Below are 12673 nucleotides of genomic sequence, written 5' to 3' on the forward strand. Positions count from 1 at the left end.
TTTTTAAATTTAAATTATTACAAGAAAATAATTACACCGTATCCATAAAAGTTTTTTCAACCTTATTGAATACAACAATTCCTATCATTAAAAGGATAAGAATAATACCAGTACTGATTCCAAGCATGGCAGGGGAGAAGTCTCCTACGCCAATCCATGCATATTTGAAACATTCAAAAATACCTGTTAACGGGTTGTAATAAGCGAGTTTTTTAAAGAATCCCGGTAATGAAGAGACCGGAAATATTACAGGAGTTGCATACATATACAAACTTACCCCAAACCCTAGCAGCATTGCTAAATCCTTATATTTTGTAGTAAGGGACGAAAATATCATCCCAACGCCTAAAGCAAAAAGAGCCATAAGAAGTATCAGAAATGGAGTAGCAAGAATCCAGATGTTAGGATGTACTTCTCCTTTGCTTAAATAATATGCCCAGGCAAGGATAAATAAAAGGAACTGAACTCCAAATCGCATAAGATTGGAGATGACAATAGATATTGGAGTAACCAGTCTAGGAAAATAAACTTTTCCAAACATTCCGGCATTCCCTGTAAAAGTAGATGATGTAGCCAATAATGAAGCAGAAAAATAATTCCAGAGTGTAACACCTGCCAAATAGAAAAGAAGTGGGGGAGCCCCATCTGTAGGTAGCTTTGCAATCTTTCCAAAAATGACAAGATATACAATGGTGGTTAAAATGGGATTAATAAAAAACCAAATGGGACCTAAAATCGTCTGCTTGAAACTGGATATAAAGTCTCTTTTTACAAACATGTAAACAAGATCTTTGTATCTCCAAACTTCTTTTAGCTTCAAGTCAAATAACGAATGATCAGAACCAATCGTTTCAGTCCACTTCTGTTGTGGGTCATTCATTTGTGTAAGTTTTTGCAAATTTATAATAATTAATTCTTACTTATATATTTCGGGTTGTAGATTTTTTTCTGTAAAAATCAATAAACAACAACTAATATATTGATATTTGCTGGTATGAACAAAAACTATTGGCTTTAAAGCCAATAGTTTGAGAATTTTATAAATTATATTTATTATTTGCCGATAAGTTGCTTCAGGTATTCTCCATAGCCACTTTTTCCATATTTGGCAGCCGTTTCTAGAAGTTTTTCTTCATTAATGAATTTGTTTCTGAATGCAATCTCTTCAATACAGCCAATTTTAAACCCTTGTCTCTTTTCAATAACACTTACAAATTCTGAAGCATCATGAAGGGAATCAAATGTTCCTGTATCCAACCATGCGGTTCCTCTGTCAAGAACAGCTACTTCAAGCTTGCCACTGTTTAAATACACATTGTTGATGTCTGTGATTTCAAGTTCGCCTCTTGCAGAAGGTTTGATGTTTTTAGCGATTTCCACTACATTATTATCATAGAAATACAGTCCCGGAACAGCATAATTTGACTTTGGATTTAACGGCTTTTCTTCAATAGAAACCGCTTTAAGATCTTTGTCGAATTCTACAACACCATATCTTTCAGGGTCTGCCACATGGTATGCAAAAACAACTCCCCCTTCTGGATTGGTTTTATTTTTTAATAAAGTTCCCATCTCAGAACCATAAAAAATATTGTCTCCTAATACCAATGCTGCAGAATCGCTGCCGATAAACTCTTCTCCTAAAATGAAGGCTTGAGCTAAGCCATCAGGACTTGGCTGTACAACATATTCTATGTTGCAACCGATTTGGGAACCATCACCTAGAAGTTTGATAAAACCTTCCTGGTCGTGTGGTGTCGTAATGATTAGGATATCCTTGATTCCAGCTAAAAGAAGGGTGGAAAGAGGGTAGTAAATCATAGGTTTATCATAAACAGGCATTAACTGCTTGCTTACTGCAATGGTTAGAGGGTAAAGCCTTGTTCCGGATCCTCCGGCTAATATTATTCCTTTCATTTTTTGGTGCGTATTACACGAATTTTCTTTTGTGTTATCGTTTTATTTTCTTTCGCCTTCAAGAGCTATTATAAAGGATATAGCTGTTTTTAACACTTTTTCTTTATTTCTCTGAACAGAAAAATATTTAATTATATTGTTTGCTATAGTACTCCTGATAATTTCCTGAGGTCACATTTTCAAGCCACTCTTTATTTTCAAGATACCAGTCTATGGTTTTTCCTAAACCTTCTTCAAATGTTACTGATGGTTTCCATCCTAGATCTTTATTCAGTTTTGTCGCATCAATGGCATAACGCTTATCATGACCTGGTCTGTCTTTTACAAAAGTAATCAGTTTTTCAGAATAGCCTTCCTGTCTTTTCAGTTTAGCATCCATTTGTTTGATCAGTTCTTTTACGAGATCAATATTCTGCCACTCATTGAATCCGCCGATGTTGTAAGTCTCACCGGTTTTTGCTTCTTTAAAAATCTGATGAATTGCTTTAGCGTGATCAATCACAAATAACCAGTCTCTTGTATATTTTCCATCACCATAAATAGGAAGTGGCTTCTCGTTGATGATATTTGAAATACAAAGAGGGATTAGTTTTTCCGGAAAATGATTCGGGCCATAATTATTGGAGCAGTTGGATACGATGAAAGGCATTCCGTATGTGTTTCCATATGCTCTTACCAAATGATCAGAAGCCGCTTTTGAAGCTGAATATGGAGATTGAGGATCGTATGATGTGGTTTCTAAAAAGAATCCTGTTTCACCTAAACTTCCATATACTTCGTCTGTGGAAATATGATAGAAAAGGTTGTTTCTTTTTTCATCCGGAAATCTTCCGTGGGTATGATCTGGGTTTAATGTCCAGAACTCTTTACAAAGATTCAGAAGATTAGCCGTTCCATTTACATTGGTGTTAATAAATGCCATAGGATCTGTAATACTTCTGTCTACATGGCTTTCTGCGGCTAAATGTACAACAGCATCGGGATTGTATTTCTCGAAAACTTTTCTAAGTTCTTCAGGATTTGTAATATCTGCTTTTTCGAAAACGTAATTAGGCTCATTTTCAATGTCCTTTAAGTTTTCTAAATTTCCTGCATATGTAAGAGCATCAAGATTGATGATCGTAGTGTTCGGATTGTTTTTTACAAATTCTCTTACAACATGAGAACCGATAAATCCGGCACCTCCTGTAATGATAATATTTTTCATTTTTTTATTTTGAAATGGTCTTTCTTCCTATACTTTTATAATAAAATCCATTCTGTTCGGGGATTTCCAATGGATACATGTTTCTCCCGTCAAAAATAACTTTGTTTTTCATTTTTCTAGCCATAAGCTCAAAATTAGGATTTTTGAATTCTGGCCATTCTGTAGCTATAAATAATGCATCGACGTCTTCTAAGGCATCATACATTCCTTTGGCATATTGTATTTTGTCACCAAGAAGTTTCTGAACATTGTTTTCTGCAACGGCATCATATGCTGTAACTTCTGCCCCTTTTTCCAATAAAAGGGCAATATTGTCAAGAGATGAAGCTTCTCTGATGTCATCAGTATTTGCTTTGAAGGAAAGTCCCCACATGGCAATTTTCTTCCCTTTGATATTTCCACCGAAATATTTCTCAATTTCAGATACTAAAATTACTTTTTGGGTAGTATTTACATTTTCAGTAGCTTCAAGAATCTGGAAATTAAAATCTTCCTGTTTTCCAGATTTTATAAGGGCTTTTACATCTTTCGGGAAGCAGCTTCCTCCATATCCGATTCCAGGGAATAAAAATCTATGGCCTATTCTGTCATCACTACCCATTCCCAGCCTTACCTTATCTACATCTGCACCTACCTTTTCACAATAGTTGGCAATTTCGTTCATAAAGGTAATCTTTACTGCTAAAAACGAGTTTGCAGCATATTTTGTAAGTTCCGATGACTTCTCATCCATAAAGATAATGGGAATTCCGGTATTGGTAAAAGGCTGATAAATTTTAGACATAATGTCTTTTGCTCTTTCGGAGCTTGCGCCTACAACTACTCGTGAGGGATTCATGGAGTCTTCAACGGCAAAGCCTTCTCTTAGAAATTCAGGATTTGAAACTACATCAAAAGGGATGCTTGTTTTAGCAGAGATGGTTTCTCTTACCCTGTCCGCAGTTCCTACAGGAACGGTGCTCTTATTGACAATCACTTTGTACTCTGTCATCAGTTCACCAATATTATTGGCTACATGAAGTACATAAGATAAATCTGCAGAGCCATCTTCACCGGGAGGTGTAGGCAGAGCCAGATATATTACTTCGCTTTTGTCTAAAGCTTCTTTTAGATTGGTTGTGAAAAATAACCTTTCAGATTGAATGTTTCTTAAAAACATTTCTTCAAGGTTCGGCTCATAGATGGGAACTACGCCGTTTTTCATACCTTCTACTTTTTTTTCATCAATATCAACACAGTATACTGAATTGCCAAGTTCTGCAAGGGTTGTTCCTGTAACCAGCCCTACATAACCTGTTCCTACAATCGTTATATTCAAAATGCCTGTTTTAAAATTTAAGTACAAAAGTAATAAAAATATTGTCATGCACTCTTTTAATTTATTATGAATGAAACCGGTCCTATTTACTTGATACTTAAGATAATTTTGCATTTTTAGAAAAATATCGTATATTTGCAATGGATTTACGGAAAAAATGGGAAGGCTTCGGAAGAAAGCCTTTTTTCGTACTGTAAATCAAGATAAATATTTATGGAGTTTAGAAAAAGAATTGAAGAATTATTAAATGAATTCCTTGAGACCAGAAAAGATATGTTTCTTATTGATCTTAAAATTTCTGCAGGGGATGATATTACAGTGATTTTAGATGGTGATAACGGAGTTTCTCTGCAGGATTGCCTGGATGCAAGCCGCGCAATAGAATTCAATATGGATCGTGAAGAGCACGACTTCAGCCTTCAGGTGATGTCTGCCGGATTGAGCGAGCCATTATCCACACCAAGACAGTTCGGGAAAAATATTGGAAGAGAAATTGAGGTAATGCTGGAGGATTCTTCTAAAATTGAAGGAGAGTTGTCGAAAGTAGATGAAGAGAAGATCACACTTACTTTACGTTACCGCAAACCGAAAGATATCGGGAAAGGAAAAGTAGATGTAGAAGAGGAGAAAGAGATTTCTTACTCTGAGATCAAAAAAGCATTAGTAGTAATTAAATTTTAAAAAGAAAAAAGAATAGATGGATAATATAGCGTTGATTGAATCCTTTGGTGATTTTAAAGACGAAAAGGGGATCAGTAAGATTGATCTTATGGCAATTATTGAAGATTCACTGAAAACTCTTTTGAGAAAAAGATTTGATTCAGATGATCATTTTGACGTAATTGTAAACCCGGATAAAGGAGATTTTCAGATATTTTTAAATAAAACAATTGTAGAGGACGAAATGTCTGAAGATGATGATTTGGAAATTGAAATTTCTGAAGCAAAGAAGATTGACCCTACCTTCGAAGTAGGTGAAGACTTTACAATGGAAATCCCTGTTGCGCAATTAGGAAGGAGAAATATTCTTACCCTTAAGCAGATTCTGGCTACAAAACTTCAGGAGCACAATAATGCAATGCTGTACGAGCAGTTTAGAGATAAAATTGGAGAAATAGTTGTTGGGGAAATCCACCATATCCGTCACAAGCACGTGATTTTGCTGGATGATGAAGGAAATGAATTTATTTTACCAAAAGAAAACCAGATCCCATCCGATTTCTTTAAAAAGGGTGAGAATATCAGAGCTATTGTTGAGACAGTAGATTTCAAAGGTTCTAAACCACAGATTATTATTTCCAGAACTGCACCTAAATTCCTTGAGAAATTATTGGAGCTGGAAATTCCTGAGATCCAGGACGGAACAATTATGCTGAAAAAAGTAGTAAGAATTCCTGGTGAAAAGGCGAAGATTGCAGTAGATGCTTATGATGACAGAATTGATCCGGTAGGGGCTTGTGTTGGAGTAAAAGGATCCAGAATTCATGGCGTTGTAAGAGAGTTGAGAAATGAAAACATCGATGTTATTCAGTGGTCTAAAAACCCTGAGATTTTGGTGAAGAGAGCATTAGGAAATGTGACCGTCAATAAAATTGACATCAACGAGGATCAAAACTATGCATTAGTGTATACTCCTGTTGAAGAGATTTCTAAAGTAATTGGAAAACAAGGACAGAATATTAGACTGGCTTCTTGGTTGTCAGGATATGAAATTGATGTATACAGAGAGTCCAGCGAGGATGATGATGTTGAATTGAGAGAATTCAACGATGATATCGAGCAGTGGATTTTGGATGAGTTTAAGAAAGTAGGACTTACAACTGCAAAATCAGTATTGGATAAAGAAACTGAGAGTCTTTTAAATATGGTAGACCTTGAAGAAGAAACAATCGAAGAGGTTAAACGTATTCTAAGGGAAGAATTTGAAGATTAAGATTGTAAATAAATCTTAATAAACAGTAAAAAAGAAATACTTTAATTTTAAAAATTAAAAACAGTAAATAATATAGATGCCAAAAATTAGATTAAATAAAGCGGTTAAGGAATTCAATATTTCGATGTCCAGATTAGTAGAGTTTTTACAATCAAAGGGTATCGAAGTTGAAAGCAATCCTAACGCTCAATTGGAAGAATCGGCATATTCTGCATTGGAGGCTGAGTTTGCTAAAGACGGCGAACAAAGAAAAGCTTCCCATGAGGTGGTGATCACTAAAGTTCCGGAAGAAAAACTGGAAATTGAAGAAAAGAAAACCCCTGAAGTGATAAGAGCTAAAGCAAATAAACCAGAAACTAGAATTTTAGGTAAAATTGATCTAGAACCTAAGACGCCTGAAGTTGAGGAAGCTCCTGCAGCTCCTGTGGCTCCTGTTGCAACACCGGTTGAAGAAAAGAAAGAAGAAATCGTGAAAGAAGAACAACCGGAAGTTAAAGCAGCTCCTGAAAAGCAGGAATTCAAAGTTTTGGATAAAATTGATTTGTCTCAAATAGAATCTAGAAACAGACCTGTGAAAAAAGACAAGCCAAAAATGGAGGAGAAAAAAGAAGAAGTGAAACCTGTGGAAACAGTTAAAGAAACTCCTAAACCAGCTGTTGTGGAGGAGAAAAAAGTGGAAACTCCAAAAGCTGCTGAGGCTGAGCCTGAATCTCAGGAGCCTCAGAAAATTGAGACAGTATATCAGAAACTTGACGGTCCTAAAATTGTTGGGGAGAAGATTGATTTGACTCAATTTGCGCCAAAACCAGGTTCTGGAGCAAAAAAGAAAAGAAAGAGAATTGAAAAACCTGGTGGCCAGAATAACCAACAAGGTCAGGGGAATAATCAAAACTCAGGAAATAATAATAACAACAACCAAGGTGGTCAAGGCCAAGGAGGAAACCGTCCGCATAACAACAATGGTGGACAAGGTGGCCAAGGAGGAAACCGTCAGGGTCAAGGTGGTCAAGGAAACCGTCCGCAAGGTCAGGGTGGCCAAGGAGGAAACCGTTTCGGAAATAACCAAGGTGGTGGAAACCGTCCGCAAGGTCAAGGTGGTGGTGGCTTCAAGAAAGGAGGTCAGAACAACAGACCTGGGCAAAGAGTTATGCCAGTTGAATTAACTGACGAACAAGTTAAAAACCAGATCAAAGAAACATTAGAAAAACTTACTAATAAAGGAGGTAAATCTAAATCTGCAAAGCACAGAAAAGATAAAAGAACATTCCGTAGAGAACAAGATGAGCGTCAGCAAGAGCTTGAAGCACAAGACAGAACTCTGAAAGTTACAGAATTCATCACTGTAGGTGAATTGGCAAGCTTAATGAATGTTTCTCCAACTGAAGTAATTTCTGCTTGTTTCTCATTAGGTGTAATGGTTACCATGAACCAAAGACTTGAAGCTGATACCTTATTATTAGTAGCAGATGAATTTGGTTATAAAATCGAATTCTCAGATGCTGATCTTGAAGATACAGATTCTGAAGAAGAAGTTGATACTGAAGAAAGCTTATTGCAAAGAGCTCCTGTAGTTACTGTAATGGGACATGTTGACCACGGTAAAACTTCATTACTGGATTATGTTAGAAAAACAAACGTAATTGCCGGTGAATCGGGTGGTATTACCCAGCATATTGGTGCTTATAACGTGAAATTGGAAAATGGTCAGAGAATTACATTCTTAGATACTCCTGGTCACGAAGCCTTTACAGCGATGAGAGCAAGAGGTGCTCAGATCACGGATATTGCAATTATTGTAATTGCTGCCGATGATGATGTGATGCCGCAAACAAAAGAAGCTATTGCTCACGCTCAAGCGGCACAGGTTCCAATGATTATTGCAATTAACAAAGTTGATAAACCTAATGCAAATCCTGATAACATCCGTCAACAGCTTTCAGGCTTAAACCCTTCGGTTTTAGTTGAAGAATGGGGTGGAAATGTTCAGGCACAAGAAATTTCAGCTAAATTCGGTAATAACGTAGATGTATTATTGGAGAAAGTTTTATTACAAGCCGAAATGCTTGATTTAAAAGCAAATCCTGAGCGTTCCGCAAATGGAGTTGTTATTGAAGCATCTTTAGATAAAGGAAGAGGTTATGTAGCAACAATGCTGGTACAAACCGGAACTTTAAGAGTTGGAGACTATGTGGTAGCAGGTAAAAATCACGGTAAAGTAAAAGCTTTGCTTGATGAAAGAGGAAAAAATCTTACAGAAGCGGGTCCATCAATTCCTGCAACCATCTTAGGATTAGACGGAGCGCCTACTGCAGGTGATAAATTCCGTGTATATGCTGATGAAAGTGAAGGTAAGGCTATTGCTAATAAGAGAGAGCAATTACAGAGAGAATTATCAATCAGAACCAAGAAACATACGACACTTGAAGAATTGGGTAGACGTATTGCTTTAGGAGAATTCAAAGAATTGAATATTATCCTGAAAGGAGACGTAGATGGTTCTGTAGAAGCACTTTCTGATCAGCTACAAAGATTATCAACAGAAGAAATCAGTGTTAAAATTCTTCACTCCGGAGTAGGTCAGATTACTGAATCTGATATCAACCTGGCTGCAGCATCAGATGCAATTATCATCGGATTCAACGTAAGAGCTGGTGCTAATGCAAAAGAACTTGCAGACCGTGAAGAAATTGAAATCAGAACATATTCTGTAATCTATAAAGCAATCGATGAAGTAAAAGAAGCGATGGAGGGAATGCTTTCTCCTGAAATTCAAGAACAGGTAATCGGTAATGTTGAGATCCGTGAAGTATTCAAGATTTCTAAAGTAGGAACAATTGCAGGTTGTATGGTTCTTACCGGAAAAGTGACAAGACAGTCTAAAGTACGTTTGTTGAGAGACGGTATTGTTAAATTTGACGGAGAGCTTGAGAGTTTGAAACGTTTCAAAGATGATGTTAAAGAAGTCACAAAAGGTTACGAATGTGGTCTGAACCTAAAAGGTTACAACGACATTGAAACCGGAGATATTCTTGAAGTTTACGAAGAAGTAGCTGTTAAGAAAAAATTGAAATAATTATATCCTAAATATGTGAAAACCACTTTTTTATAAAGTGGTTTTTTTATTTTTATACCTCGGTAATTTATAATGATTCTAAATAATATTTTTTAAGTTATTAATAATTTGTTAAAGTGAATTAAAACTGAAAAAAAACTATTTTTTATGTAATAAAAACAGGCTATAATTATTGAATCTTATTTGTTTTGTTTAAAATTTCAACGAAATATCAAAAAAAAGCGTAGTTTAAACATGGGTTTAATTTGCGGATGTTAATATTTATTAACATATTTGCCCATTAAATATATTAAAATTTGTTAATATGAATGTTAAATTACGTGTATTGAGTGCTGGGGCGCTGTTTTTCTTTGGAGGAATGGTAATTGCGCAGCAGCAGACAACAACTAAGAAAAAGGACACGGTAAAAAAAGAAACATCAATTGATGAAGTAGTTTTGCTAGGTTACTCAAAGAGTATCACAAAACCTAAGTCAACTGTTGCTTCTAATACTGTTGGGGAGGTATTCTTCGAGAACAGACCAAATGTCAATATGTTAACTTCTTTACAAGGGTCAGCACCAGGGGTAATCATGAATGGTGGTTCTGGTAGCCCGGGTTCTGCTAAGTTTAGCTTATTGATTCGTGGTACGAGTTCTATTAATGGTAACACAGATGCCTTAATCGTTATTGATGATATTCCATCAAATGCTTCAGAATATAGAAACTTGAACCCTAATGACATCGAGTCAACTACTATTTTGAAAGATGCTGCAGCAACTGCCGTATATGGTAACCGTGGTGCTAACGGGGTTGTAGTTATCAGAACAAAGAGAGGTAAATATAACAGTGGATTTAAGCTTTCCTATACAGGAATGACAGGTATGTCATTGAGACCACTTGATAAATATAATCTTGCCAATACTGAGCAGTATATGGGGATTATGAAATTATACGGTTTCTCTGATACTAACTCAGAATATCTTAAAGCTAAAGATGCTTTAGCTAAAGGAATTAACACAAACTGGAAAGATTACTTCTTTAAGCCAGAGATGTTCCAGTCTCATGACGTAGCACTTTCAACAGGTGGAGCGAACGTGTCTTCTTATAACTCTTTTGGTTATATGGAGCAGGGAGGAGCTGTACCAACTACGGATTTCAAGAGATTTACTGTTAGGTCAAACATTCAGGCTAAATCTAAAGATAATAAGCTAAACATTAACTCACAGATTGCTCTTGCATTCTCAAGAAGAAACGAACTAAACGAAGAAACCAATACTGGTATCAGAAATAACTCTGTACAGAACCCGCTTCTTGGGGTTCTTATGGGATTACCATATTTATCTCCGACTAAATATGCTAACGGACAGGAGTTATTCAACTCTATTGGAACCAATTTTAATAATGGTAATAATATCTATGTATTACAAAACCTTCTAACGAGAGGAAATCTTCCAAACATGGTAGATCAGGTATCTATCGGTGCTAACCTAGGAGCGTCTTATAATATTAATAAAAACTTTACCATCAGTAATAAACTAGGTATTGATTACAGACAAAGTGATAGAATTACTGGTAGAGCGCCTTGGGCATATTTGGCTTTAGCAACACAAGGAACAGCTAAATATACAGGTTTTGAAGATCAGATAACAACAAGAGACTTAACGATCAACAACGTAGTTTCTGCTTTATATAGCGGGAAATTAGGTGAGCACTCTGTGGATGCTTCCGTGAACATGGAATATAATAAAGTAAATTATAGATCTACAACGAGAAGACAAAACGGATTGGATCCAAGAACGTATGTACCAGGTTCAGGAACGGGATATGTACCGTTTGATAACACTGCTACATCTCCTTATATCCCTTCAGTAAGTGCTTCAAGAGTTACAGCAGGAACAATAGCTGTCTTTGGAACTCTTAACTATGACTATGCTGGAAGATTTGGTTTCAGTGGTACATTAAGAAGAGATGCGTCTTACCGATTTGTTGGAGAAAACAGATGGGCAACGTATTGGTCTGTTGCAGGTAGATGGAATATTGATAAAGAAAGCTTCATGGAAGGATCTACATTCAATACTCTTAAGCTAAGAGCTTCTTATGGAACAAATGGTAACCAGAATATTATTGCAGCAGCTCCTGGATCAAACCCTTTATTAACAGCTAGCCAGATTGTAAGAGATTTATATACTTCCCCTACAGGATATGGGAATGTTCTTGGATTAGGTTTTGCTTATGGAAACCCTTTAGTACAGTGGGAAGATGTTGCTCAGGCGAACATTGGATTAGACTTCACTTTACTTAACAATAAATTAGAAGGTACTCTTGATGTGTACCAGAAGAAGACAACAAATCTATTCAGTACAATTCCGGTTTCTGGGGTATCAGGTTCTTATACCGTAAATGGTAATAATGGATCTATGACTAACAAAGGTATTGAACTTGGATTACGTTATAATGTTATAAAAACCAATGATCTTACTTTTAGCGTATTTGCTAATGGCTCTTATAACAATAACAAAATTAATGACTATACCATTTTTGGAGATCCTGAACCAGGTACAACAGTTAACATGGCTGGTCATACTCTAAGTGAGTGGTATGTATATAAATATGCCGGAGTTAATAAGAGTAATGGTAATCTGTTATTCTACTCTAAAGATGGAGGAGTTACAGAAGCTCCGAAAGTGGAAGATGCACAATTCCTTAATGTAAGCCCAATTCCTAAATATGCAGGAAGTTTTGGTTTCGAAACTAACTATAAAGGATTCTTTGTTGATGGATTATTTACTTTCCAAAAAGGAGTTAAGAAATTCGATAATGCACTTTACTGGTTGGCGAATCCTGAAGGATTAGGATCTAGTGCTGTTGGATCTTCAAACATGTCAACAGACTTATTAAATGCATGGACTCCTCAGAATTCAAATTCTGATGTTCCAAGCTTAAGAGCTACCAATTGGGGATATACAGCGGATTCAGACTACTTTATTAAAGATGCTTCATTCCTGAAAATCAGATCATTTACAATAGGATATCAGCTTAGAAAAGAGCAGTTGCAGAATCTGCCAATTACAGGACTTAGAATTTATGTACAAGGGGAAAACCTTTACACATGGACAAAATGGAGAGGTTTCGACCCTGAACCAATTACAGGATCTAACTTAAGTGTATACCCTAACCCGAGAATGTATACAGTAGGGGTGAAAATTGATTTCTAAAAAATTATTAAAATGAAAAAAGTATTTTA

Annotated in this window: 8 protein-coding genes; 4 read left to right on the forward strand and 4 right to left on the reverse strand. The window is 36.1% G+C overall.

Translation table 11 applies throughout. The annotated features are described in order from the left end of the window. Positions 1 to 31: 31 nt before the first annotated feature. From LKL37_RS16900 to LKL37_RS16915, 4 genes are all read right to left on the reverse strand, one after another. A complete protein-coding gene (locus LKL37_RS16900) occupies positions 32 to 880 on the reverse strand; it encodes an ABC transporter permease (RefSeq protein ID WP_431611666.1) in 849 nt (282 codons plus the stop codon). A gap of 173 nt (positions 881 to 1053) precedes the next feature. Next, positions 1054 to 1917 carry a glucose-1-phosphate thymidylyltransferase RfbA gene (gene rfbA / locus LKL37_RS16905; RefSeq protein ID WP_431611667.1) on the reverse strand — a complete coding sequence of 288 codons (864 nt, stop codon included), beginning with the start codon at positions 1915 to 1917 and terminating at the stop codon, positions 1054 to 1056. A 127-nt stretch (positions 1918 to 2044) separates the two neighbouring features. Beyond that, on the reverse strand, positions 2045 to 3124 hold the full coding sequence (rfbB, locus tag LKL37_RS16910; RefSeq protein ID WP_431611668.1) for a dTDP-glucose 4,6-dehydratase: 1080 nt from the start codon (positions 3122 to 3124) through the stop codon (positions 2045 to 2047). A gap of 4 nt (positions 3125 to 3128) precedes the next feature. Continuing rightward, positions 3129 to 4442, reverse strand: coding sequence for a UDP-glucose dehydrogenase family protein (locus LKL37_RS16915; protein WP_431611669.1), 1314 nt, complete (start codon positions 4440 to 4442; stop codon positions 3129 to 3131). Between the two features lie 213 nt (positions 4443 to 4655). Here LKL37_RS16915 and rimP point away from each other — a divergent pair, with 213 nt between their 5' ends. The 4 genes from rimP (at position 4656) to LKL37_RS16935 (ending at position 12644) form a co-directional block, all read left to right on the forward strand. Further along, positions 4656 to 5123 carry a ribosome assembly cofactor RimP gene (rimP, locus tag LKL37_RS16920; protein ID WP_431611670.1) on the forward strand — a complete coding sequence of 156 codons (468 nt, stop codon included), beginning with the start codon at positions 4656 to 4658 and terminating at the stop codon, positions 5121 to 5123. A 16-nt stretch (positions 5124 to 5139) separates the two neighbouring features. Then, entirely contained in the window at positions 5140 to 6375 is a 1236-nt protein-coding gene (gene nusA, locus LKL37_RS16925; protein WP_047097519.1) for a transcription termination factor NusA, read from the forward strand. A gap of 76 nt (positions 6376 to 6451) precedes the next feature. Then, on the forward strand, positions 6452 to 9448 hold the full coding sequence (gene infB, locus LKL37_RS16930; RefSeq protein WP_431611671.1) for a translation initiation factor IF-2: 2997 nt from the start codon (positions 6452 to 6454) through the stop codon (positions 9446 to 9448). Positions 9449 to 9752: 304 nt separating this feature from the next. Next, positions 9753 to 12644, forward strand: coding sequence for a SusC/RagA family TonB-linked outer membrane protein (locus tag LKL37_RS16935; protein ID WP_431611672.1), 2892 nt, complete (start codon positions 9753 to 9755; stop codon positions 12642 to 12644). Positions 12645 to 12673 lie beyond the last annotated feature (29 nt).

The organism is Chryseobacterium sp. 'Rf worker isolate 10', from assembly GCF_050753305.1.
In the GTDB taxonomy this organism is placed as follows: domain Bacteria; phylum Bacteroidota; class Bacteroidia; order Flavobacteriales; family Weeksellaceae; genus Chryseobacterium.

Coding starts and splice junctions, on each gene's coding strand:
- rfbB (WP_431611668.1), bottom strand. CDS start 3,124: ATGAAAAATATTATCATTACAGGAGGTGCCGGATTTATCGGTTCTCAT.
- rfbA (WP_431611667.1), bottom strand. CDS start 1,917: ATGAAAGGAATAATATTAGCCGGAGGATCCGGAACAAGGCTTTACCCT.
- infB (WP_431611671.1), top strand. CDS start 6,452: ATGCCAAAAATTAGATTAAATAAAGCGGTTAAGGAATTCAATATTTCG.
- rimP (WP_431611670.1), top strand. CDS start 4,656: ATGGAGTTTAGAAAAAGAATTGAAGAATTATTAAATGAATTCCTTGAG.
- LKL37_RS16900 (WP_431611666.1), bottom strand. CDS start 880: ATGAATGACCCACAACAGAAGTGGACTGAAACGATTGGTTCTGATCAT.
- LKL37_RS16935 (WP_431611672.1), top strand. CDS start 9,753: ATGAATGTTAAATTACGTGTATTGAGTGCTGGGGCGCTGTTTTTCTTT.
- nusA (WP_047097519.1), top strand. CDS start 5,140: ATGGATAATATAGCGTTGATTGAATCCTTTGGTGATTTTAAAGACGAA.